Source organism: Sphingomonas sp. SphC10 (assembly GCF_057004845.1).
The window spans coordinates 20,323-41,914 of record NZ_JBSLMQ010000002.1; the positions used below are offsets into that span (position 1 = coordinate 20,323).

The 21,592-nt window shown below is 63.4% G+C and carries 29 protein-coding genes and 1 pseudogene; 24 read left to right on the plus strand and 6 right to left on the minus strand.

Annotated features, from left to right (window positions below; genetic code table 11):
- Positions 1–120: 120 nt before the first annotated feature.
- Together ACWKSV_RS17765 and ACWKSV_RS17770 are read left to right on the plus strand one after the other, a co-directional pair.
- Complete coding sequence (locus tag ACWKSV_RS17765; RefSeq protein ID WP_018250432.1) at positions 121–315, plus strand: hypothetical protein; 195 nt, start codon at positions 121–123, stop codon at positions 313–315.
- Positions 316–717: 402 nt separating this feature from the next.
- Complete coding sequence (locus ACWKSV_RS17770) at positions 718–879, plus strand: hypothetical protein (protein WP_018250430.1); 162 nt, start codon at positions 718–720, stop codon at positions 877–879.
- Positions 880–1,001: 122 nt separating this feature from the next.
- Here the strand turns inward: ACWKSV_RS17770 and ACWKSV_RS17775 are convergent, their stop codons facing one another.
- Complete coding sequence (locus ACWKSV_RS17775; RefSeq protein WP_018250429.1) at positions 1,002–1,496, minus strand: hypothetical protein; 495 nt, start codon at positions 1,494–1,496, stop codon at positions 1,002–1,004.
- Between the two features lie 42 nt (positions 1,497–1,538).
- Here ACWKSV_RS17775 and ACWKSV_RS17780 point away from each other — a divergent pair, with 42 nt between their 5' ends.
- Positions 1,539–1,973: a hypothetical protein gene (locus ACWKSV_RS17780; protein ID WP_018250428.1), complete on the plus strand. Its 435-nt coding sequence runs from the start codon at positions 1,539–1,541 to the stop codon at positions 1,971–1,973.
- 9 nt (positions 1,974–1,982) lie between these two features.
- On the opposite strand, the gene ACWKSV_RS17785 is transcribed toward ACWKSV_RS17780, so the two are convergent.
- Both ACWKSV_RS17785 and ACWKSV_RS17790 read right to left on the minus strand, forming a co-directional pair.
- Positions 1,983–2,558 (minus strand): Ros/MucR family transcriptional regulator, encoded by a 576-nt coding sequence (locus ACWKSV_RS17785; RefSeq protein WP_018250427.1) that lies wholly within the window; start codon positions 2,556–2,558, stop codon positions 1,983–1,985.
- Positions 2,548–3,480: a hypothetical protein gene (locus ACWKSV_RS17790; protein WP_145957898.1), complete on the minus strand. Its 933-nt coding sequence runs from the start codon at positions 3,478–3,480 to the stop codon at positions 2,548–2,550. Before ACWKSV_RS17790 ends, ACWKSV_RS17785 begins: the two co-directional genes overlap by 11 nt.
- A 55-nt stretch (positions 3,481–3,535) precedes the next feature.
- On the opposite strand from ACWKSV_RS17790, the gene ACWKSV_RS17795 reads away from it, so the two are divergent.
- The 5 genes from ACWKSV_RS17795 (at position 3,536) to ACWKSV_RS17815 (ending at position 8,234) form a co-directional block, all read left to right on the plus strand.
- Entirely contained in the window at positions 3,536–4,111 is a 576-nt protein-coding gene (locus tag ACWKSV_RS17795) for a competence protein CoiA family protein (RefSeq protein WP_018250425.1), read from the plus strand.
- 18 nt (positions 4,112–4,129) lie between these two features.
- The gene (locus ACWKSV_RS17800) at positions 4,130–4,612 is read left to right on the plus strand and encodes a hypothetical protein (protein ID WP_018250424.1); all 483 of its coding nucleotides are present in this window, start codon (positions 4,130–4,132) and stop codon (positions 4,610–4,612) included.
- Between the two features lie 789 nt (positions 4,613–5,401).
- Positions 5,402–5,920 carry a DUF736 domain-containing protein gene (locus tag ACWKSV_RS17805; protein ID WP_018250423.1) on the plus strand — a complete coding sequence of 173 codons (519 nt, stop codon included), beginning with the start codon at positions 5,402–5,404 and terminating at the stop codon, positions 5,918–5,920.
- An 81-nt stretch (positions 5,921–6,001) separates the two neighbouring features.
- A complete protein-coding gene (locus ACWKSV_RS17810) occupies positions 6,002–7,066 on the plus strand; it encodes a DUF2493 domain-containing protein (RefSeq protein ID WP_018250422.1) in 1,065 nt (354 codons plus the stop codon).
- A 586-nt stretch (positions 7,067–7,652) separates the two neighbouring features.
- Positions 7,653–8,234 carry a hypothetical protein gene (locus ACWKSV_RS17815; protein ID WP_018250421.1) on the plus strand — a complete coding sequence of 194 codons (582 nt, stop codon included), beginning with the start codon at positions 7,653–7,655 and terminating at the stop codon, positions 8,232–8,234.
- Between the two features lie 135 nt (positions 8,235–8,369).
- On the opposite strand, the gene ACWKSV_RS17820 is transcribed toward ACWKSV_RS17815, so the two are convergent.
- A complete protein-coding gene (locus ACWKSV_RS17820) occupies positions 8,370–8,594 on the minus strand; it encodes a hypothetical protein (RefSeq protein ID WP_018250420.1) in 225 nt (74 codons plus the stop codon).
- A 533-nt stretch (positions 8,595–9,127) separates the two neighbouring features.
- On the opposite strand from ACWKSV_RS17820, the pseudogene ACWKSV_RS17825 reads away from it, so the two are divergent.
- The 12 genes and pseudogenes from ACWKSV_RS17825 to ACWKSV_RS17880 all read left to right on the plus strand — a co-directional run.
- Positions 9,128–9,205 (plus strand): annotated as a pseudogene (locus ACWKSV_RS17825) (hypothetical protein); the annotation flags it as partial.
- Positions 9,206–9,223: 18 nt separating this feature from the next.
- Positions 9,224–9,418 carry a hypothetical protein gene (locus tag ACWKSV_RS17830; protein WP_231726612.1) on the plus strand — a complete coding sequence of 65 codons (195 nt, stop codon included), beginning with the start codon at positions 9,224–9,226 and terminating at the stop codon, positions 9,416–9,418.
- Positions 9,405–9,959 (plus strand): hypothetical protein, encoded by a 555-nt coding sequence (locus tag ACWKSV_RS17835; protein WP_483666948.1) that lies wholly within the window; start codon positions 9,405–9,407, stop codon positions 9,957–9,959. Before ACWKSV_RS17830 ends, ACWKSV_RS17835 begins: the two co-directional genes overlap by 14 nt.
- Before the next feature lie 29 nt (positions 9,960–9,988).
- The gene (locus ACWKSV_RS17840; protein WP_483666949.1) at positions 9,989–10,099 is read left to right on the plus strand and encodes a hypothetical protein; all 111 of its coding nucleotides are present in this window, start codon (positions 9,989–9,991) and stop codon (positions 10,097–10,099) included.
- Between the two features lie 310 nt (positions 10,100–10,409).
- Positions 10,410–10,784: a DUF2726 domain-containing protein gene (locus ACWKSV_RS17845; RefSeq protein WP_242417105.1), complete on the plus strand. Its 375-nt coding sequence runs from the start codon at positions 10,410–10,412 to the stop codon at positions 10,782–10,784.
- 2 nt (positions 10,785–10,786) lie between these two features.
- Complete coding sequence (locus ACWKSV_RS17850; protein ID WP_148291664.1) at positions 10,787–11,125, plus strand: hypothetical protein; 339 nt, start codon at positions 10,787–10,789, stop codon at positions 11,123–11,125.
- Complete coding sequence (locus ACWKSV_RS17855; RefSeq protein WP_022675749.1) at positions 11,115–11,780, plus strand: hypothetical protein; 666 nt, start codon at positions 11,115–11,117, stop codon at positions 11,778–11,780. Before ACWKSV_RS17850 ends, ACWKSV_RS17855 begins: the two co-directional genes overlap by 11 nt.
- A 73-nt stretch (positions 11,781–11,853) precedes the next feature.
- Positions 11,854–12,675 (plus strand): CsgG/HfaB family protein, encoded by an 822-nt coding sequence (locus ACWKSV_RS17860; RefSeq protein ID WP_022675750.1) that lies wholly within the window; start codon positions 11,854–11,856, stop codon positions 12,673–12,675.
- An 81-nt stretch (positions 12,676–12,756) separates the two neighbouring features.
- Positions 12,757–13,056 carry a hypothetical protein gene (locus ACWKSV_RS17865; protein ID WP_022675751.1) on the plus strand — a complete coding sequence of 100 codons (300 nt, stop codon included), beginning with the start codon at positions 12,757–12,759 and terminating at the stop codon, positions 13,054–13,056.
- A gap of 159 nt (positions 13,057–13,215) precedes the next feature.
- The gene (locus ACWKSV_RS17870; protein WP_022675752.1) at positions 13,216–13,509 is read left to right on the plus strand and encodes a hypothetical protein; all 294 of its coding nucleotides are present in this window, start codon (positions 13,216–13,218) and stop codon (positions 13,507–13,509) included.
- Between the two features lie 900 nt (positions 13,510–14,409).
- On the plus strand, positions 14,410–15,078 hold the full coding sequence (gene parA / locus ACWKSV_RS17875; RefSeq protein ID WP_066667192.1) for a ParA family partition ATPase: 669 nt from the start codon (positions 14,410–14,412) through the stop codon (positions 15,076–15,078).
- Positions 15,075–15,389 carry a ribbon-helix-helix domain-containing protein gene (locus tag ACWKSV_RS17880; RefSeq protein WP_022676116.1) on the plus strand — a complete coding sequence of 105 codons (315 nt, stop codon included), beginning with the start codon at positions 15,075–15,077 and terminating at the stop codon, positions 15,387–15,389. The genes parA and ACWKSV_RS17880 overlap by 4 nt, the downstream gene beginning before the upstream one ends.
- A 36-nt stretch (positions 15,390–15,425) precedes the next feature.
- On the opposite strand, the gene ACWKSV_RS17885 is transcribed toward ACWKSV_RS17880, so the two are convergent.
- Positions 15,426–15,866, minus strand: a complete 441-nt coding sequence (locus ACWKSV_RS17885) for a hypothetical protein (protein ID WP_022676115.1) — start codon at positions 15,864–15,866, stop codon at positions 15,426–15,428.
- A gap of 229 nt (positions 15,867–16,095) precedes the next feature.
- The gene (locus tag ACWKSV_RS17890) at positions 16,096–16,761 is read right to left on the minus strand and encodes a recombinase family protein (protein WP_022676114.1); all 666 of its coding nucleotides are present in this window, start codon (positions 16,759–16,761) and stop codon (positions 16,096–16,098) included.
- A 268-nt stretch (positions 16,762–17,029) separates the two neighbouring features.
- On the opposite strand from ACWKSV_RS17890, the gene ACWKSV_RS17895 reads away from it, so the two are divergent.
- From ACWKSV_RS17895 to ACWKSV_RS17910, 4 genes are all read left to right on the plus strand, one after another.
- Complete coding sequence (locus ACWKSV_RS17895; RefSeq protein ID WP_022676113.1) at positions 17,030–17,275, plus strand: AbrB/MazE/SpoVT family DNA-binding domain-containing protein; 246 nt, start codon at positions 17,030–17,032, stop codon at positions 17,273–17,275.
- Positions 17,272–17,658: a type II toxin-antitoxin system VapC family toxin gene (locus tag ACWKSV_RS17900; RefSeq protein WP_022676112.1), complete on the plus strand. Its 387-nt coding sequence runs from the start codon at positions 17,272–17,274 to the stop codon at positions 17,656–17,658. Before ACWKSV_RS17895 ends, ACWKSV_RS17900 begins: the two co-directional genes overlap by 4 nt.
- A gap of 78 nt (positions 17,659–17,736) precedes the next feature.
- Positions 17,737–18,852 (plus strand): metallophosphoesterase family protein, encoded by a 1,116-nt coding sequence (locus ACWKSV_RS17905; RefSeq protein WP_184116616.1) that lies wholly within the window; start codon positions 17,737–17,739, stop codon positions 18,850–18,852.
- On the plus strand, positions 18,849–21,482 hold the full coding sequence (locus ACWKSV_RS17910; RefSeq protein ID WP_022676110.1) for an AAA family ATPase: 2,634 nt from the start codon (positions 18,849–18,851) through the stop codon (positions 21,480–21,482). The genes ACWKSV_RS17905 and ACWKSV_RS17910 overlap by 4 nt, the downstream gene beginning before the upstream one ends.
- Positions 21,483–21,592: the final 110 nt, after the last annotated feature.

Below are 21,592 nucleotides of genomic sequence, written 5' to 3' on the forward strand. Positions count from 1 at the left end.
GATCCTCCATCCGGACGGATCAACCACTCGAACGCCACAGCGCCCGTTCCGGTCCCGATCACTCTTATACGATCGCTTCCTGATTTTCCATGAACGAACCCGCTACCCAAGGATTACGCCATGACCGACACCGCTTTTTCCGCCCGCCGGGGTCGCCTAGCCTCGTTCGAGAACGCCTATGCCGTCGCCGTTCAGCGTCGCGAAGACACCGGCGCCGACCAATATGTCATCGCCACCGGCAATCCCGTCCAGCCCTTCCGCGTCTCCCGGCACGAACCAGCCCCGACCGACACCGTCTATGCGATGGTCGCCTGAACATTCGTCGGGCAACCTCGCTGCCGGAATCATGATCTTCGCCGATGCGGCCTCACATCGTCGCCATGAACAACCCGGCCGCCGGCCTATTCTCAAAATGTTCGATCTGAGCGTGCAACGATCCGCACCGTTCGCGTTATGAGACACTTACCCAAACCAGGGAGTATCATGATGCGATTTAGGTCAGGATTGTTGATCGCGTTTCTGGTCAGCAGCGCCGCGATGCCGGCCAATGCTCAAAGCCTGCTCGGCAAGCTTCGGGACGCCGTCAAGGCACCATAAAGTCAGAGCGACGACGACTATGATCCGGTTCGTGCCGACCGGGAGCGTCGCGAGCGCCAGGACGCCCAGTATGAGGCCGACATGCAGCGTCGTCGCGCCAACCCTTGCGTACCGGGCAACATGGCTGCCGATGACACCCGCGAGCTATGTCTCCGCCGCGAGCGCGCCAATGCAGAAACCGACCGCGCCAGCGCGGAATCCGACCGTATCTATCGCGCCAACATGGCCAAGCGTGATCGCGAAGCGGCGGCAGAGCGCGCACGGTACAAACGGCGCAAATAGAACCCGTCGTCATGTGATGACCGTTCGGGTCAGGCCGGTTTCCATGCCTGTATCAAAGGCTGGAAAACCGCCCTGACCCGCATCGGTCGCATCCTCATGTCAGGAGCCGGCATCGGGATCGGTCACAGCCAGACGCTGTTCACCCGATGATCCCGCGCGGTGCGATCCGTACACCCCATGATATCCGCCGCGTTCGGCTCCTCCAGCGCATCCTCATGCGCCCAATGGATCTGCGGCACGCCCGCCTCCCTCAGCGTCACCGACGCCCGGCCACGCGCATATAGCAGCCCCTTGAGCCACCCCAGCATCTCCACCGCCGCCTCGATCGACGTGTCGCTCAGCAGATACCACAACCGCATCTGGAACGGGTTCGCATCGGTGATGATCGCATCCAGCGCCGCATAACCCTCGCCACGCTTCACCCCGCGCGCCACATCACCCTGAAGCGCCTCGAACGCCTCCAGCAACTCGCCCGCCGACAACCACGCAAGGTCGATCTCGACCCCGACCGCCGCACCCGCCAGCACCCGGCGTTCAGGCGCAAGCTCCACGTCGTTCATCACATCGACCAGCGCCAGGTCATAGTCATGCCGCTTGATCGTATCTGTCCAGTGCATCGCCCTCACTCCCTTGCCCGAATATCCTTCAAGGACAACACCTTGAATGAGGCTGCCGTTGCCAGCAAACAAGTCGATGAAAACTTCTCCCCGGCGTCGCGCAGCCGCGCGCGCGCCGGGATCCGCGCAAGCTATCGCGAGGGGACGCCACGGCTCATGAACTGGAACAAGGGCGGCGACAGCCGCGACGAACGCCTCGCTGCCATCGACACCCGCGCGATCCTCGCCGCCGTCGGCGACCTCGAAGACCTTCGTGACCACCTCGCCGACGGTGACGATGACGAGCCGCCCGAAATGCGAACCGACATCCTCAACCTCCACCGCCTCGCCATGGCCGCCGCAAACGGCGCGAGCGACAACGCCGAACTCTTCGACCTCGCCATCGATCTCGCCGATCGCCTCGACGACATGGCCGATATCGTCGATCGGCTCTCCCGAACCGTCAACGCCATCGCCACCCTCGCGCCTGACGACTGAAGCCGCCGCCTACGACCCGAGGTGCGCCTTTGCCGCCGCGATCCCCAGCTTGCGCCCGCGACGCGGCCTCTCCGCCGATCCCTCCGGCCCGCCATCCGACACCTCTGCCGTCCCGACCGCTTCCGCTTCGGCCTGGCGCGGCTTGCGACCCAGCCCGATCTTCTTCGCCATGTCCCGGCGCGCCTCGCTATAATCCGGCGCCACCATCGGATAATCCGCCTTCAGCCCGTACCGCTGGCGATACTGCTCCGGCGTCAGACCATGACCCTTCAAATGACGACGCAGCGTCTTGTACGGCTTCCCGTCGATCATGCTGATGATCGCATCGCTCCGCGCCAGCGACTTGCGCACCGACACCGCCGGCGCATACGCCTGCGGCGCTTCTGTCGCATCGCCCGTTCCCGTCACGCTCCCCGATGCCTCCAGCGCGCTCACCGCCTCGTGCATCCGCTGCAGAAACACCGGCACATCCTCGCTCGACACCCGCGTGTTCGGGTTCGACAACCACGCAATCGTCAATTCCGTCGCCAGCTCGACCGGATCATTCTGCGCAACCATCGACATCTTCTCACCGCTATCGTTCATAAAGCCACCTGCCTTCCCCCGTTGTATGATCGAACGAGAACAGATGTTCCATCGGATTGGACCGGCACTCCCCGACAATCCGTCCCTTGAACCCATGACGTCCATGCTCGAGATCAACAAGATCCCCGCAGATCGGGCAACTCGCCTCATACCCATACAACCGGAACAACGGGCGACCGTCACTCCTTGCCCGGGTATGAATTACGCCAAACTTCCCGTCCCCCCTCACATACGGCCATTCCACTCGCCATGCCTGGTTCACCGGCAGGCTCAACCTGTGGAACACCACCCACACCAGATTGGCGAATATGGCCATTGACAGCACCACCAACCACGCGTTCGCCGTGAACAACCCATGGTAAAACCCATAGAGCGACAGGAAGAACGGCACCGTTACCAACAACGTCGGGTAAACACCCGGGGCCGACCACCGGCTACGCGACGGCAACCGACCGTAAATTAGCCGACCCAGCCACGTCATCTCGACCGGCCTCTCCGTATACACGATCCCACTGGCATCGGGTGCCGGTTCAGGCGGCACCTCGAACGACAGCCATAGCGCTGAGCGCCCGCTATGATGCACCTGCATCACCTGGTCCGCCCCATGCTGCTCCCGCAATCGGCCCGAAATCACCCGTAGCCGCTTCGCCAGATCCGTCATCGACCGAAACTCGGGCACGCCCGGCAACCGGCGGACCTCGTTCCACGAATACGTCCGACCGAAATCCTCCAGCAGATCGTTGAGCACCGCGCCCGCCGCGGCCTCGATCGCCACCACCGCCCTGCTCGACTGGTGATCCCGTACCCATGCCTCGATCGCTGACCGGGTCGCCTCGGACGGCTCGCGCGATGGCGCAACCAGCGCCGCTACGACGCTTCCCGGCTCCTGCATTCTCTCGTTGCAACTGTCGTCAATAGACACGGACCCACCCCCCGGCGCGGCTTCGATGGACCATCAAGCCCTATCGGAACCTGCAATGAAAGCCCTCCCGCAGCGCCAGCTCGCCATCCCCTTCGTGCTCGATCGACACCACCGCCATCACGACGTCGATACCCTCAACCTCCGCGACATCCACGCCTTGCCCGATGGCCGACACGCCTTCCGATGCGCAGCCTGCCTCGAACCCGTCGGCGTGCGCGCCGGCGTCATCCGCCAACCCTTCTTCGCCCACTTCCCCGATGACGACGCCACACCACCCTGCCCCTGGCGGACGAATATCACACCCGCCGCCTTCCACGGCCGCAACCCCACCGGAGACGACGGCAAATGGCACATCGATGCCCAATGCCAGATCATGACCATCCTCGAAGCCATGGGCTGCCACCCCGCTCGCAACGCTTCGGCTCATACACCATCGGGCCTCCGTAAACCCGACATCGCCGTCACCATCGATCGCCAGTTGGTCCACTTCGAGGTCCAGGCCTCTCCCACCAGCGCCTGGTGCGCGGAACGGCGGATCGACCGCGACCATGACCACCGCGCCGTCACGATCTGGATCGTCAGCGCCGATGCCTTCGACACCGCCGTCGATGCCGGTACGCTACCGACATAGGTCGACACCCTCGCCGCCATGGGCAACGGGCAGATCTGGCTCTGGAATGACGACTGCTACAACAAATCACGCAACGCCGGTCGGCTCAACATGCTCCGATCCACCATCGACAAACCCGGGACAATCGAACCCGCGTCGTTCCCGGATGATCTGCCGCGCCTCTTGCCCGTCGCCGTCCGACGATCGCACGCAGGTCGAACCCGCCTGCAATATCCCAACTGTGTCCCGATCGACGATCGCGGTCGCGATAACCTCTCCCATCTCCGTAGAATGCTTGCCGACGAGCTGAAGATAATCGCCGATCGGCTCGGCCAGTCATTCCGATTCAACTATGCGATAGCCTGCATCAACACCCCCGTCCCCTCCTACCGTATCGCCGACGGTGAACGTCATGATGATCTCCGGCGATGGTTCGACCGGCAACCGCGACTTCACCTCGCCACCATCAATGAACCGACAGCCTCGGGGCCACCCCGCCCGATGGGCGGGGCCGGGCTCTAGTCGGCTAAAGCCGACCGGAGCCACGCTGAAGCGCGTCTCCGCCCCTTGCGGGGTCACGATCCCTTGTCCGGGGTTTCCGCCCCCTACGGGCCTCCTGCGCGCCTCCACGGGCATGATGACGCACCAGCCTCTTCCACCCTGAACGTCACACCCAGATCCACGCGCATCGCCAGCAGCCTGCGGCTGTGGAATCATGCGCTGGCGCGCATGATGATTGTTCGTGGGGCCAATGATCTCATCGCACCCTTCGCCGCCTCTCAGTGTCTCCGCGTTGCAGACCCGCCCGCCGGGGTCGGCGTCGCGATGGTATTGCCAGCAAGGCTGGCAATGCTTTTGTTTGTTTGAAGACGCCTCAACAAGAATACCGGACCGCTGATGGATTGTCCGCGATGCGGACAATGCTTTTTGCTGATTGGTCCTACGGTTTCCACCGCTAAAGCGGCGGAGCCTCCGTCATTCATGTTGACCCCGCCGACCGTGCCTGCGCCTTGAGCCCCTGCGAGGACGGCTCCGGGTGCGATGAGATCACAGGCCGGGGCTACGCCCCCCGAACATCGTTCCTGTTCATCTGAATTGCTCGCTACCGCGATCAATGCTTCTTTGTTTGTTTGTTTACGCTTGCTGGACGCAAGCTCTTTAGATGCTCGGACTCACCGTGTACGATAACTTGGTGTCAAGAAATCAATGCGCTTCAATACTTGGGGGGGAGGGGGTAAAAGAAAGATGTCGGGAGGGGAAAGGCCCCAAGCCCTGGCAAAGAGGGGGAACGGCCCCCACGGAGTAAGTCACATGAACATCGGTTCCTTCAAGAGCACCAACGGCCAGCTTCTCGGTTCGATCGCCACCGCGCACATCGACCTTCCCCGCCTTGGCCTTCGCCCGGTCGAGAGCGACAGCGACAAGGCACCCGCGTTCGAAATCATGGCGCTGAACGTCGCGCGCCGCTGGGTGCAGATCGGCGCTTTGTGGGAGCAGACCAGCAATTCGAGCGGCGAGGTTTTCTATCAGGGACGTTTCGACGACCCCAGCCTCACCGCCCCGGTTCAAGTCATGCTTTTCCGCACCGACGACGAAACCGAAACCTACAACGTCGTATGGAACCGCCCGCTGCCCCGCCGCGAGAACCTCAACGGCAGCCGTCAGGGACGCGGACGCCGCACCATCGATGACGGTTTCGGCACCGGCAACGCCGACGCCAACGGCCAGATGGTCGAGGAAGGCGCAACCGACGCCGACGCCATCCCGCCGATGACGCCGACCCGCCGCCGCAAGAGCGAGACGACCGCCGACGAGACGGTCGCCGCCTAAGACCACCGAACGGACGGGGGGAAGCGACTGAAACGCTCCCCCCGGTCCTAAGACGCCAACCCTGCCAGAGAGTATGAACCAATGACCAAGCAAACGCCCTCCCGCCGCTATACCAGCCTTTCGCAGCTTGGCGAAGCCATGGGATCGACCCCGGGGGAAATCGCCGCGCAGGACCGCGCCGACGCCATCCGCGAGGAAATCGCCAACGACACCACCAGCGACAGTTTCAACGCCGCGTTCGGCGACGTCGGCGCATGGTCGATCATGGGTCCGGGCGAGATCGCCCAGCAACTCGACATGCCCGAACCCGCCGAAGCGCAATTCGATTGCCGCGCGATCATGGCGACCCTGTTCGACCTCTTTGCCGATACCCGGCTTGAGACGAGCGCCCAAGCCATCGCATGGGGTTTCGTCAATTCGTTCCACTACGAGGCGCAGAAACTGGCGCGCGAGGAAGACACGCTGGCCCGCGACTTGGGCGAGATGGCCCGCCGCCCCGATCCGTCAGAGATTTACGCCGTCGAACTGGAGGAAATGCAGCTACGCACCCAAACCAAGATGGAGCAGCGCGCCGCCATCGAATGTATGCGCGCCTATGCCGCCGATTGCTACCATGCCCACACCGGGCAACCGTGGAGCAGCGCGCGCGGCTCCGTCGTTTCCAGCGCCACCACCGCCAGCCAGATCGACAGCCTCGACTTTCTCAAGGCGCGCGCCGAGGCGATCCGCGAAAAGCGCAACCCGACCGGCCCCATCGTCGTCTTTTCGGGCGGTCAGGAATGGCACGACTTCCAGATGCTTTACGACCGCCTAGACGCGATCAAGGCGCGCGTTCCCCACATGACGCTTTGCACGTCCGGCCAGCGCAAGGGATGCGACCTTATCGCCGCCTCTTGGGCCGCGAGCCGCAAGGTTCCGCTAGTCGCCTTCGCGCCCAACGTCCGCCGCTACGCGGCAGCCGCAGGCTTTCGCCGCAACGACCAGCTTGTCGCCCTCGCGCCGGTCGAAGCCATCGTGTGTCAGGGAACCGGCATCCAGTCGGGCTTGCTGGACGAACTGAAAAAGGCAGGCGTTCCGACCCAAGCCTATCGCATTTCCGATCAGGGACCGGCCCCCGCCGCAACCAAGCGCGCGGCTTGGGGTTGACCCTCTAGGGACGGCGCACCCCCCCCTGCGTCGTCCCGCCCACCCGTTCCCTTGGCAGGGATGACTAGGCCAGCCCCGGACGCTCCCGCCGGGGCTGGCCGCTTGTCGCCACCGGCGCTTTGTGGGGGGAACCCTACAGGTTCCCCCCACGCCAGGCGAGCGGACGCGCGGCCGCCCTGGCGCGGCCCCGACGGGCCGCGCGCGGACACCCGCACGCCCGCTCGCCTTCCCCCTTCCGGTAATGCGCTGCCGCCGCCTTTCCCGGCCCGCCCGACCAGCTCGCCAGCGCCGGAGAATGCCGCGTGCCGGGAAAGCGCGGTCGCGGGCATCGAGCCCGCGCCCGCGCTGCTGCCGCGCGACTGTCCGATGCGGTATCGAGTACCGCTGAACAGGAACCCATTTTGTTGGCGGGGAAGCGCCGGGCCGGGCATCGAACCCGGCCCGGCGCTGCTGCCGCTGGCAGATCCTTGACGTCACCTCGCACGATGTCGGCCATGCCACCCCTGCCGACCAGCGACGTGCCCGTCGCACGGCATGTTGGAGAGGAGCGGGAACGGGAAGAGCGGTTCCAACGAAGGAGGTCGAGATGACCATCACGTTCCGCATCGATGACGGCCATGACGTACACGCCGTCCCGCCCGCCGAAATCACCCGCGACCAGCTATCCGTCCTGTGCGATTACCTGCGCGCCCAATCCGAGCGTCTCGGCTACCCGCTTATCGCCCACGAATGGGGCACGACCGATGAACCGGAGTTCGCGTTCGAGGCGCGCGTCTGCCCCCTTCCGCTCGCTTCGCTCAGCGCCATCCTCGACCACGGCGAAGCCGCGATCGCCGTCCTCGACGAAGCCCAATTCGCCGCGCGGCGCATCCGCGTGCGGCGCGAGGAGAATATCGGGCTGGTGATGATCGAGGTCGCATGGACCCATGACAGCGCACCAGCGCTCAACGTCGCCAATGGCAATGCCTATGCCCTGCTTGAAAGCCTCGGCCTCGATGCCGAGTCCTTCGGCGAAATCCCGCTTGCCGAACTGCGCCGGCGTCTCACCGATCCGGTGATCCACGACCGCCTTACCGCCGACCCCCATCTGTCGCGCTACCTGCCCTCGCTGGTCGCCATGGCCCGGACGAAAACCAATCCGCCTGACGCCAGTCTCGCATGGGCATGAACGCCCTGCCAAACCCCGACTAACCCGTCTTCATTCCGACCCGATACGGGGCGCGCGGCTTCGCCGACGCGCCCCTTTTTTTGCCTGACACCTTTGGAGAACCGACCGGCTACGCGCCGATGGTCCCGGCCGGCTTCAGGCTGACGCCTTCAGCCGCTTCTCGACTTCTTCGACGCCTAGCGTCTTCACCACCCTCATCAAGCCATCGAGCCGGTCGAGCGGCAGCTTGAGCAACCCCGCTTTCTCGACCGACTGGATCGCGGCCTCCCGCAACCTGCCCTGATGCGCCTTGCGACGCTCCGACAGCTTGCGTTCCTCGGCCTCGATCGCGGCCAGTTCGGCGTCCAGTGACTTTGCCATTTCCATCGTCCTTTTCGTCAGGCTGATCGGGCTCTGAACACAGCCACTCTACCCCCGACAATTCACAACGCCAAGCAGCCTCTCGGACCCCAGCGAAAGACCCCACGATGATATCGGCCGACGCCATAAACCCCGGCGTGCGAAGCACGCCATCCAGCACCCATTTCCGCCTCACGTCGGACCCGATCCTCGGTGAAACCGGGACACGGCCCGGAGCTACCCGGAGCACCAACCAGCACCGATACAGCACGGAGGATATGGGACTACAGTAGTGCACACCCTACGCAAGCTTCGCTTGCCTTTTCCCGAGCAATTTCAACAGGTTAGCAGATGACGAATGAGGGTCACAATGTGTTACGCTTTGTGGCACAACGTAACACACTCAGAAAACCGCAGAAAACCGCGCTTTTTGCGTGTTACGATGTGGCACGATTTCGAGGCGCAAATCAACGAGCGGCTTGAATGAGCATTGAAGACCCGCTAAAAACTACACCACGGAGTGCCCACCAGCCCCCCTGCTAGGGAGCTGGTTCTTGAGTACCAAAACACACTGCACGGTCCGGATCCCGCGGGATCTACGTGACCAGGTCGATGCGGTAGCGGCACGCCAAAATCGCAGCACGTCAGACGTGATCCGATTGGCGATCGAGCAATTCGTCGCCGGTGCGAAGCGTGCCGACGACAGCCAGCTCCGCCACATGCGCGTGACCGAATATACGCAGATCGCGCTCGACGCGATCATTCGCGAAAACCACCCCGAATTGCGCGACCATTTGATCGCCCAGACTGACCTTCGGATGGAGCAGTATCATGGCGCGCGATGACCCCAAGGCCATGCGGCGTGACATCCGCAATGACGGCCGTCCTATCCCTCAGGAACACCACTCGGCGCGAGGCGAACTCCCCCGCAATTCGGGCAACTTCACGCGTGGTTCGCAGCTCCTAAACACTCAGGTGCTGATGTGGCTGCAGGGGGCCAAATTGCCGATCCTGATGTGGCTCGGCGTGTTCGCTCTCGCCTACGTCATTATCCTGTCCATCACCCTCGATGAAAACAACGTCCAGCTGATCTGCATGCGGGTTCTAGCGGGTCTCTGGAATTGGGTCGCCCTGGACAACCTGAAGCAGGTCGATTTGCGGATGCCCGACAACAGTCTGCACCGCACGATCATGGGCTATGTGCCCTACGTTCCGGAAGTCGCTCGGGCTTGGACGAAAGCCGTCCGCGGGGTGATCGGATCGGCCATGATCGCGTCCTGCGTCACCGTGCCCCTTGCCATCTGGTACGTCGACTTTTCCAAGCGGCGCGGCAAGGCAATGGTTCAGGAGCGTCACGAGCGCGGAAGCTCATCGAGAAGAAAATGACAACGAACCAGGCACTGGCGGACAACCTCATGACGGCCGACCTGAAGCAGGTTCACAAGCACCTAGCCAAGACGATCGCAGACCCTCTGACGGCGCCTGAAGCCGCGCGCATGCGCGCCGATCGATCGATCGGCGCATGATCGTTCAACTCGCCCGGGTCCTAGTCATATTCGCGATCATCGTCGTCGCCGCGCAGCTCATCCCCGGAAGGCCAGCATCATCAAAAGAGGTGCAGTGGCTTTCTATGTCCGAAAACCGGCTATCAGCGGCTGAGAGCGGCAAAACATCGGATTCGATCCCTCTGAGTGCCGTCCGATGATGGACAAGCCCCTCCCCCTCCTGATCGCATTGGTCTCGGCCGTCCTCATCCTGAAGGCGCTAGGTGTTCGAAACATATTCGGTCCACCGCGCCCGGTTGCGAAACGCTTCCTGACCCCGCGCGAGACGGCCATGCTCAACGTCCTCGAGCGCGCCCTGCCGCACTGCCGTATCCATGCGCAAGTCGCGATGGGAGCGCTTCTGCGCGTACCGCAAAGCCCAATGCGGAAGAGCAAGATTTCCGACCGGAATGCCTTTTCGCAGAAGATCGTCGACTTCGTGGCGCAGGATCGTGCGACGGGCCTGATCGTCGCGCTAATCGAGGTCGACGACTGGTCGCATAACCCGTTCAAGGACCGCGTTCGCGACGAAATGACGGCTTATGCGGGATATCGCACGATCCGCGTGCCCGGGCGCGTGCAGCCCAACTTCAACGACGTCATGCCGATCGTCGCGTCGCTGCGACCCCTCCCCGCACAGAACCTTCCCCGCCACGAGGTCATGTAGCCATGGCAATAGCCGAACGATCACGTCCATCTGCCGAAGCCAGCGGATTAGATGACGCTCAGAGCGCCCCTACCAGCCAAGCCGGGGTACACACCCCCGCCGAGGAGCTGGCCGACGATCTTCGCACGAGAGCCTTTCACCTCATGGATGAGCATCCGATTGCAGCGGCTCATTTGGTGCTCGCCGCGGCTTCGATCGCGCCGGAATGTGCGGCCGAGAAGGAGGTCGCAGACGAGTTTTCCTTCGTCATCGCCGACTTCATGCAGCAGCTGAAGATTCTGCATCACCGCGCCGTGACGAAGCGCGCCATAACAACTGGAGCGGCACGTCATGGGGCTTGATGATCGCGACTATATGCGGGCCCGGTATCGGAGGCGCCAGGGTATCGATGACGGCCCGACGATCTGGAACGACAAGCGCGGGCGTGTGGAAATGGGCCAGGGATCGTCATGGACCAACGCAAGATGGCAAATGGCCGGCGTCGGACGTGCGCTACTTCAAGCAATCCTAGTTCCGGCCGTCGCGCTCGGGGGCATGTATGTCATCTATAGGACGTACACCTCGGTGATGACGTCGGCATTTCAGAGGATGATTCCAGTGCCATTCCCGGAAAGCGGCACGGTGTTCACCACACCGGCAACCGACCTTAACCGTCGACAGGGCATTCTAAGGTTTCGCGCTCCAGACAGGCCCAATCATGGCTACGTGGTCGTCTTGAACGACGTCGCGACCGACAAGGATGTGTTGGGGATCTACGTAGCTGGGGGGAAGAAGACGGCAACACCGGTCCAGGTCGGGACCTACCGCGTCAGGATTGCGGAGGGGCTGACGGCCTTCTGGCACGGGAATGACCGCCTTTTCGGCTCGACCACAGCAAAGGAAATGATGGCTCCGGTGAAGGTGGTCGGATCAACAGACAAGACGATCCGGCTGCAGACCGGTCTTGCTCGCGCTCTCGAGGTCAAAGCCGACAGCGCAAAGGGCTTTCTGGAATAGGTCATTTCAGTCGCAACGCACTGAGATAGCAACAAACCTATGGTACACGATCATCGAACGAGGGAGGGATACAATGCGCCGTACTATCGCAATCATGGCATTGCTCGCAGCGTCGGCTTCGCCGGCGCTCGCCCAGAAGGCGGGTAAGGGGGGGATCGGGATCGACGAGAATACGCAGGTTCCACGCTGCGATCGACCCTACGGGACCATCGCGTTGGTGGAGGAGCGCGCCGCTGGAGGAACCGCCGAGGGCATTCCCCCGGGCCTTGCGGCGCTGATGCGGATGGCAGAAGCCCAGAACGGCGGGAGTCAGCGTGTTGATCCGATCCCCCTGCTGAAGCTTCTCGTTGCTCAATCGGGCTGCTTCCAGGTCGTCGATCGTGGAGAAGGCTTCGACGCCCTGCAGCGAGAGCGTCAGCTCGCAGCGGGTGGAAGCGTCGCTGGCGCGAACAACCAAGCCACTCTGAAGGCCGCGGATTACCTTCTCCAGGCCAAGGTGCTCTATTCGGATTCTGATGCGGGTGGCAGCGGAGGCGGGCTCGGCACGATGTTCCCCGGCGGCCTCGGGTTCAAACAGAAGGTCAAGTCGAGCCAGACCATGCTTACCTTGATCGAGGTGAAAACCGGCATCCAACAGGCGATCGCGACGGGCTCGGCCCGCAAAAAGGATCTGTCGATCCTGGGAGGCGGTCTGCTCACCAACGCCGGCGTCGGCGCTCTCGGAGGTGCGTATACCAGCACCGACATGGGCAAGATCACTTCGGTCGCGATGCTCGACGCCTTCGTCAAGCTGACCAATCAGGCACAGACGCGGTTGCCCCAACCAACTGGAGCTTCGATCGGACCGGCGCCCTCCCCGGCGCCTCCGATGGCACCACCAGCGCCGAGGCAATAAGCTTTAGAGGGGAGAGGGAGTTAGCAGGCGAGCGAGAGCATCGCTCGAGAGCCCCCTCCCCCATCGTCGTCAGGTGTCCATATGAAACACGCGCGTATCCAGCAGCGGGACTTCTTCGATCCTGCCCCGGACCTCAACATAGAGCCGCTAGACGCGGCCGAGATGGAGGCGCCGCGTGGTGAACCGATCGCCATCCCTTGCGGCTTCATGACGAAGACCAACGAGCGATGCCAGCGACTGGCAAGCAGGCCCGTCATGCTGGAGGGGCACCAGATGACGTGTAGAGGCCGTCCTATGCTGTTCTGCGACCCCGCCTGCTACAATGCCTCCATGCGCGCCGACGTGCCGGCAGACGAAACCATCACGGATCCGTCAGCGTAGTCGATGCAAACGGCCCCCTCCCCCACTGCGCCGACATGCGGATATTGCGGCAATCGCCTCGGAGCGTGGCCGCCCGCCAGTCCGGTTGAGCCGTGCCGCGTCTGCAGAAGGCCGACGATGTTTGTGCCGATCCCGTGGAGCCAACCTCGCCGTCTCCTGATGTCCGGTCTCCTCGATGCTGGCGCATCGCTCTACGGGATCGCGACGGTCTGTCTCGTGGCTGCGTTCGCCATATCGCCGTCATCAGGTCGAGAATTTGTGAAGGCCTTCACCCTGATGCTGTTCGTTATAGGGTCCGTCCTAGCCGTCGACGGGATATTGGCAGTACGTACCGGGATCGACCGCACCTGGTCTACCAGGAGGAAAGGCCGATCGGCTCGCGCGCTGGGCGTCGGGAAGATCCTCGCGTCCAACGCCGCCCTGATGTTGGTCATCGTCGGCATACTGATATAGGTATCGCGAGTGTGCGACCGCGCACCTGTGCACAGGTGCTCACTTGCACGTCTGCGACGTCGCAATTACGCTTCTGTGCACCAGCGCACCCGCGCGTCGATGCACGTATGTCTGGGAGCGTATGCGTGAGCGAGTGCGCTTGGCTCTAGCCTGCCAAGGTCGTGGGGTGCCCTCCCCCCGAAGGCGCCAGCTAGTTCAGAAGCTCCCTTTTCACCCGCCCCCTTAGCGTTGGGGATCGTGCGAAAGCGTTATGCTCCACACCCTGCGATGGAATGAATCACCGGTGCACTGGTGCACAGGTGCGATGCGACCGCCGTGATTGCGTGGCGCATGGCTCTGGCTCGGCCGAGGGACGACAGGTCGCCGACGCGATCTCTGCGACACGGCGCTAAGGGCTGCATTGGCTCGGCGCACTATTGCGATAATGCACTGTCGCAGGTGTGCACAGGTGCGAGGGTGCGTCGTCGCACGGTCGTGATTACGCGATAGTGCGAAGGATCTGTAGTCGGGCTGCTTGTCGTGTGGGTAGCTGATGGATGTTGAACGGGAAGGGCTCACCGAGGATGGTAAGAGGAGGTGCTTAGGGGCGGCCTGACGCCGCCAGCTAAGCGACGCAGGGTAGAGCCCGCACGTGCGAGACCCGCCCCAGAAACCAGTCGGCTCACCGGCGCAGCGTCATTGCTTTGAGCCGAGCTGGCTTGAGCAGCTGTGTTGGCACCATTGAACAAGGTCATTCAACGCAACAACGGTTCAGACACTGGTGCGACCGTGCACCTGTGCACACGCGCGCACGTGCGTTTTCGCGCTTGTGCGCTAGCGCGAGTGTGGGCATACGTACCAACGCAATCGCGCACGTGTGCACAGTCACGACTGTGCATAGGGCAAAGCGAGGATATCAAGATGAAGACAGTGGCTCTCATTGCGCAGAAGGGCGGGGTCGGAAAAACGACGCTCGCGATCCACCTTGCGACAGCTTTCGCCGCTACCGGCAAGAACACCTTGCTCCTCGACCTCGATCCACAGGCCAGCGCAGCCGAATGGAAGGATCATCGCGCGGATGAGACGCCCGCAGTGCTATCGATCCAGCCATCCAGGCTGACAAAGGTTCTCGAGGAAGCGAAGTCGATGGGGGCCGACGTGGTAATCCTCGACACGGCTCCGCACAGCGAGAGCACAGCTCTCGAGGCGGCAAAGGCGGCAGATCTGATCCTCGTACCGTGTCAGCCCACGATCATGGATCTCAGGGCTATGGCGAAGACAGTCGAGCTGTTGAAGCTGGTTGGCAAAACGGCGTTCGCGGTCCTCAACAGCGTGCCTCACCAAGGCACTGGTGGCCAGGAGGCGGCCGAGACGATCGCTTCGTCGTTCGGGCTTCAGGTCGCGGACCCGTCGTTTGGGGATCGCGTCGCCTTCAGCCGCTGTATGATTTCGGGCCAAGCAGCGCAGGAGGTCGAGCCGAACGGAAAAGCTGCCGCAGAGGTGACCGCCTTGTTTGACTGGGTGGTCGCACAGCTGCACACTCGCACACGTGCACCTGCGCAGCGTAAGAAGAAGGGTGAGGCGGCATGACTAGAAAGGTTGGCTTCGCAGCAGGTCTGGGTAAGCTGGGAGAGATTGGCGGCAAGGTTGCGCCAGCGCCGTCGCCTATCGCTCGACCGGCCGAGGCGGTCGAGGCGGGGGAGGGGGACGGGCCTGTTCGGGCGGCGCCGGGCCCTCGCCGGAACGGCAAGGTGAACATTGCCGGTTACTTCGATCCCGCGGTTCGTAAGCAGCTTGCGATGCTGGCTGTCGAGCACGACACCGACCAAGTCAAACTCATGGCGGAAGCCCTGAACCTGCTGTTCGAAAAGTATGGGCGCTCGCCTATCGCCTCCGCTTGAGACAACCCCGCCGTCAGTCGCGGCGACGGTAAAGGCTCAGCGTCGCGCGCTGCATAGCTCGGAGTTGCGCAGCAAGCGCGCTCCGAGCACGCGAGTTTCGCGTTCCATTTGCTCCTCCATCATTGACCAGATGGTACGAGCGGCCGCGCAGTAGCCAGGTACGTCGGCTGCGATCTTGTCGTCGGTCCACCTTTCGATGTGTTTGTCTGAGATGAGCCTCTTAGAGGTGAAGGCGACAAGGAAATCCGACAGCGCAGCACGATCGTCGCTGTCTGCCGTTTCCAGTAAACGCGGAATAATGCAGTCGCTAACAAACGCCGACCTTTCGCGGCTTGCGCGGGTTAGATCTAAGCGAGCCTTTTCCAGACCGGCAATGTTCGCGCAGTCGGTTGCGCAGTGACTCTGAATTAACGTGAGGCCAACCCGGATGACTCGGTGATGCTCCTCAAGACCGCGAAGCAGTTCCTTGTCCATCATGGTTAACCGACGCCTCCCAAATACTGCCAAAAGGCAGCATCTGCTGCGCCGTCTACCGTATCTGGGAAATCAGCTCAGCGATATTGATAACGCCCGTAACGACTGTTGGATCGTTAGCCAGAAGGAATTTTGTTAAAGCCTTGGGAAAACGCGCCTGACGACGGCGTCGACGCTACGGCACAGCGGCTTGGCGAGTTGGAAGGGCAGGGGAAGCCCGAATTGCTGGCGCTCAGGCGATGTCCTCGACAGCGCACGGATCAGTGCCGCTGGCGTCGCCCGACCGTTCGTTCTTCAGGCGGCGAGCAATCTTAGCGAGCAACGTCCGACTGCAGCCCGTGCCGATCATGATCTCGCGCCAGCTCTGCCCATCCTTCAGTGACCGGGCGATCGCGGCGTTGCGGGCAGTGTTCTCAACGCGGCCTTTGTAGAGGCCTGCGGTTCGAGCTCGGCTGACGCCTTCGGCTTGCCGGCGCCGACGATCATCATAATCCTTGCGAGCGACCGCGGCGAGGACGTCGAGCATCATTGCATTTACCGCGGCGAACATCCGAGCTGTGAAGTCGTCGGGGGTAGCGATCAGGTTCCAGGAGGTTGGCAGATCGAGAGACACGATCCGAACCTGGCGTGCCTCGATCTCCGATCGCAACTTGCTCCAATCGGCCGAGCTGAGGCGCGATAGACGGTCGACCTGCTCGACCAGCAACACGTCACCGGGGCCGCAATCGTCCAGTAGTCGAAAAAGCTCCGGCCGGGCGAGGCGAGTGCCGCTCTCGTGTTCAACATAGCGCGATGCGATACGGAATCCATGTGAGGCGGCGAACGCATCCAGCGCTGCGCGAGCGCGGGTCGCATCCTGTTCAGCGGTCGATGCGCGGAGATAAGCCCGGACGAACATGCTTCAGTCCTTTATGAACGGTCTTGTTATGTCCAGTCTTTTTTGAGAGCGCGTTTGACGGAAAAAAGACCGGGCGCGCTCCGGTCTTTCAGAGGTATACCCAAACCGTACCTCCTAAAATGCGTATTTGGCAGAATCGTGGCGGCGTGGCACAACGTACCAGCTGTGACATTAGTATAAGGGACAGACGCAATATCGACATTGTTGTCGTCGGCGGGGGCGTCAGCTATGTTGCGTCAACGTGGTACATCAGGGCTGGCGTGCAAACATGACCTTGCAAATCAACATTACGCCTAACGGGCGCATGAGCCTGCCGGCAGACGTGAGGAAGCGCCTTGGCCTGAGTGGCGGTGGTGCGGTCTACCTTGATGAGACGGAGGACGGCGTGGTGTTGCGGACGGCAAGTCAGGCTGTGGCACGTGCCCAGGCTCTGGCCAAGCAGTACACTGGCGGTAATCCCGACGCATCCGTCGACGCATTCCTTGCCCGACGTCGGGAAGAGAGCGGCGAATGAGCGTGGTGCTGGACGCGTCTGCGATCATCGCGATGCTCAAGGGCGAACGCGGCGCGACAAAGGTCGCGGCTGAGATCGGTGGGGCGCGGGTGAGCAGCGTTAACTATGCCGAGGTAGTCAGTCACTTCGTCCATGCCGGCATGCCCGAGCGCGAAGTCGATGCGATGCTCGATCCATTGCCGCTGACGGTCGTGCCGGCCGACAAGGCACTCGCGCAGATTGCCGGGCGGTTGCGGGCGGCAACAGCGGAGGCGGGACTCAGCCTTGGTGACCGTTTCTGTCTGGCTCTTGCCCGACGGGACGGTCTGCCCGCATGGACCAGCGACCAGAACTGGAAGAAGATCGCCGATGCCGTCGAGGTCAAGGTTGTCGCGATCCGCTGACTTTACATGGTGGCGGGGTAGGGAAGGGGGCAGGACGTCCGGCTCGACAGCCATAACCCACACCGCCAGAAGGTTTCCATGCTACGCCTGATCCACACTGCCGACTGGCAACTCGGCAAGCCGTATGGCCGCTTCGACAGCGACGTGCGCGCTGCGCTTAGCGAGGCGCGGTTCGATGCGATTGACGCGATCGGCAAAGCAGCTGCGGAGCATGATGTCGCGCATGTGCTGGTCGCTGGCGATGTGTTCGATACTGAGGGACCGGAAGACCGCGTGATCGTGCAGGCGGTGTCACGGATGCAGCGCTATGCCTGTACCTGGTGGCTGCTGCCCGGCAACCATGACTTCGCCCGCAACAGCGGCTTGTGGGATCGTGTCCGCGCCAAAGGCGCCGCCAATGTCCGTATCCTCGCCGAGCCGGTGCCATGCGAGCTGGAGCCCGGGCAGTGGCTGCTACCGGCACCACTGACCCACCGGCATAATCTCGACGATCCGACCGCGCTGTTCGACACGATGGAGACGCCAGGCGCGAGCTTGCGCATCGGTCTGGCACACGGCTCGATCCGCGACTTCTCGTCGCGCGGCGAGGCGCAGAACCAGATTGCGCCTGATCGCGCGCAGCGCTCCAACCTCGACTATCTTGCGCTTGGCGACTGGCACGGGAGCTTCCGGGTCGATGCGCGCACCTGGTACTCAGGCACGCCCGAAACCGATCGCTTCCAGCGGGATGAGCCGGGCTACGCTCTGCTCGTGACGCTTGAGGCTGGGGCGGAGCCGTCGGTATCGCCAATCCGTACTGGCAGGTTCCAGTGGCTGATGCGTTCGTGGACGGTTGCCGACGCGGAGGGCTTTGCCGCCGAGTGCGACCGGCTGCTTGCGCAGGTCGAACCATCGGCAACCCTCCTGCAGCTCTCGCTCTCGGGTATCGTCAGTTTATCCGATCGTATCGCGATCCTTGCGCGCCTCGACAATGACCTGCGCCATCGCCTCCGCCATCTGACGGTCACCGCCGACGATCTCGTCGGTCGGCCGAGCGAACAGGATCTGGCAGACCTGCGGGTCGAGGGTATGATCGGCACGGCCGCGGCCAAGCTGATGAGCATGATAGAGGCCGGTGGCAGCGACGGCGCCATTGCCAGGCGGGCGCTCGAGCGCCTGTTCGTGGAACATCAGCGTGGGCAGGACGCGGCATGAGCCTTCGGATCCGGCGCATCGCGCTCTCAAACTTCCGCAAATACCGCGACCCCTTCGTGCTCGACGGGCTGACGGATGGGCTCAACGTCATCATAGAGCCCAACGAGACCGGCAAGTCGACGCTGCTGGAAGCGATGCGCGCCGCTTTCTTCATCCGGCACAACACCGCCAACCGGCTTGCGCGCAGCTATGCGCCTTACGGCGAGGCCGTCGCCCCGCAGATCGAGATCGGCTTCGAGGCGAAAGGCGAGGCGTGGGAAGTCAGCAAGCGCTTCCTGAAGAGTGCTTCGGTCGAGGTTCGGGGACCGAACGGGCGTGCGCAGGGCGAGGATGCCGAGGCGCAGCTGCAAGCACTGCTCGGCGCGCGTCGCGACACCAGCCAGGGCGGCGACGCGGCCGCCCACGGCGCACTCGGTCTGTTGTGGGTCGGGCAGGCGCAGGCGCTTGAAGTGACTGCGCCAGGCGAGATCGTGCGCGACAGCGTTCGCGCTACCCTGGAAGCTGAGGTCGGCACGATCATGGGCGGTGTTGCCTACCAGCGTGTTCGCCCCCGCATCGACAGTCAGTACGCGGAATACTGGACCAACAGCGGTCGGCTGACTGGTCGCCAGACTGCGGCCCGCGACGAGCATGACGCCGCGCAGCGCGCCGCGAGCGAGGCGGCCACTCGGCTTGCCGCCCTAGAGCAGGGCTTTTCCGACCTCGAGGCCGCACGGGCGCGGCTGAAGCTGCTCGACCGCGATCTTGCCGATACAACCGATGCTGAGCAGCGTCGGGCGCTGGTAGGCCAGCTTGACGTGGCGCGCTCTGCCGCTCAGCTGCTCGACACACGCCGCGCTGAGCAGGGCCGCCTTGTCGACCGTGTCAGGGCACTTGAGGATCTCGCATCGCGCCTCGCAATCGCCCGCAAAGCTGTCAGCGACACGGCTACAGCGCTCAGCAAGGCACGGGATAGTCGATCCAGCCTGATCGGGGAGTTGGCGGCCGCGCAGGAACGAGCGACGACAGCCCGTGAGCTGCTAACCCGTGCTCGTGACACTGGGCGGACCGCCCACGCGGCACTTGACGCTGCTCGGATACGGGCTGCCGAGCGCGAGCGCCGGGTAGCAGTCGGCGAGGCACGACGGCGATATGCCGAGCTGGTTGCGCTGGAGGCCGAATACGAAGTGACGCGACAGCTCGCGACTGCGGTGATCCCCACCACCGTCATCAAGGCCCTCGAAGAACGTGAACGTGCCGTGGACAAGGCGCGGGCGGCCGTGGATGCCGGTGCGACGCGGATCGAGTTCGCCGGTGATGTCAGCGGCCTGACGATCGACGGATCTGCGGCGGAGCGTGGAGACCGGATGTTGTCTCGCGAGACGCGCATCCAACTGGGCGATGCCGAACTGATCATCCGTCCGCCGGTCGGGCTGCAAGGCGCCGAGACGGCGCTCGCCAATGCGACCGATGATCTGAACGCGGCCTTGGCCGAGCACGGGGTGGAGAGCGTCACTGCGGCTCGCGCTCGCAACGAGGCCGCGCGAGACGCGGTCGCCAACCTTCGCACGCTCGAGGCGCGGATCATCGGGATCACGCCTGCCGTGACGCTGCTCGGAATCGAGGTGGGCGCGTCGGCCCTGAAGCTTTTCATCGTCGAATTGCAGGAAGGCGCGGAAGGGGAGGGGAGTGGCGAGGAACCAGACGTCGAGGCGCTGACCATCGCGTTAGGTGAGGCGGATACGGCGCTCGCAAGGGCGGAAGGTGTCGATGCAGTGGCATCCGAGCAGTTGCGCGAGGTGGAGGCGCGCAATACTCCATTGATGGTGCAGGAAGCTGGCGCCGAGCGGGATGCGCTGAACGCCGCGGCACAGCTTGCCACCTTGGAAGCCAGGCCCGAGGTGGCCTCGCTTGACGACGCTTTGCGCGATGCGCGCCAGCAGGAGGCGGCAGCGCTCGTCAACCTGCAGGATGCCGAACGCGCAGCGACTGCGCATGACGTTGCTACCATCGAACGGCAGATCGGCCTGCTGGACAAGCGGGTCGAGGTGGCCCGGGCCCAGCGTACCGACCTGGAAAAGGTGATTGCCGGGCTCGAGGCGCGGATCGAGGCGGAAGGCGGCAAGGGGCTGGCCGACCGCGCCGCAGTCGCGCGCGAGGAGGCTGATGCCGCAGCTACCAACCTGGCACGTGTGACGCAGGAAGCCGAAACGCTGAAGTTGCTTCGCGACATGTTGGAGAGTGCGCGCGCCGAGACGTCACGGACATTCGTCGGGCCGGTGGCGCGGCGTGCGCGCCGGCACATCGAACGGCTGCTGCCGGGTGCGAATCCCGGCTTTGGCGACGACCTTGGCTTGGCGTCGATTGCGCGGGGCGGTTTGGGCGAGAGTTGCGGCGATCTCTCCAGGGGCACCCAGGAGCAGCTGGCAGTCCTTACGCGGCTCGCCTTTGCCGACATGCTCCTCGAGCAGGGAATGCCAGTATCGCTGATCCTGGACGACCCGCTGGTCTATTCGGACGATACCCGCCTCGATCTCATGACTGAAATCCTGACGGAGGCGGCAACGCGGATGCAGATCATCCTTCTCACCTGTCGTGATCGCGCCTTCCGCCATCTTGGCAATCGGATTAGCCTGACGGGAGATCGGTAGCGAAACTTACACGTTCTGGTAGGATTACGGCCCGACCGAGTTCGGATGGCAATCGGCGTAAGCGGACGTTCGTTCAGCTACGGCTCGCCGATTACCACCCCGGCTCGCTG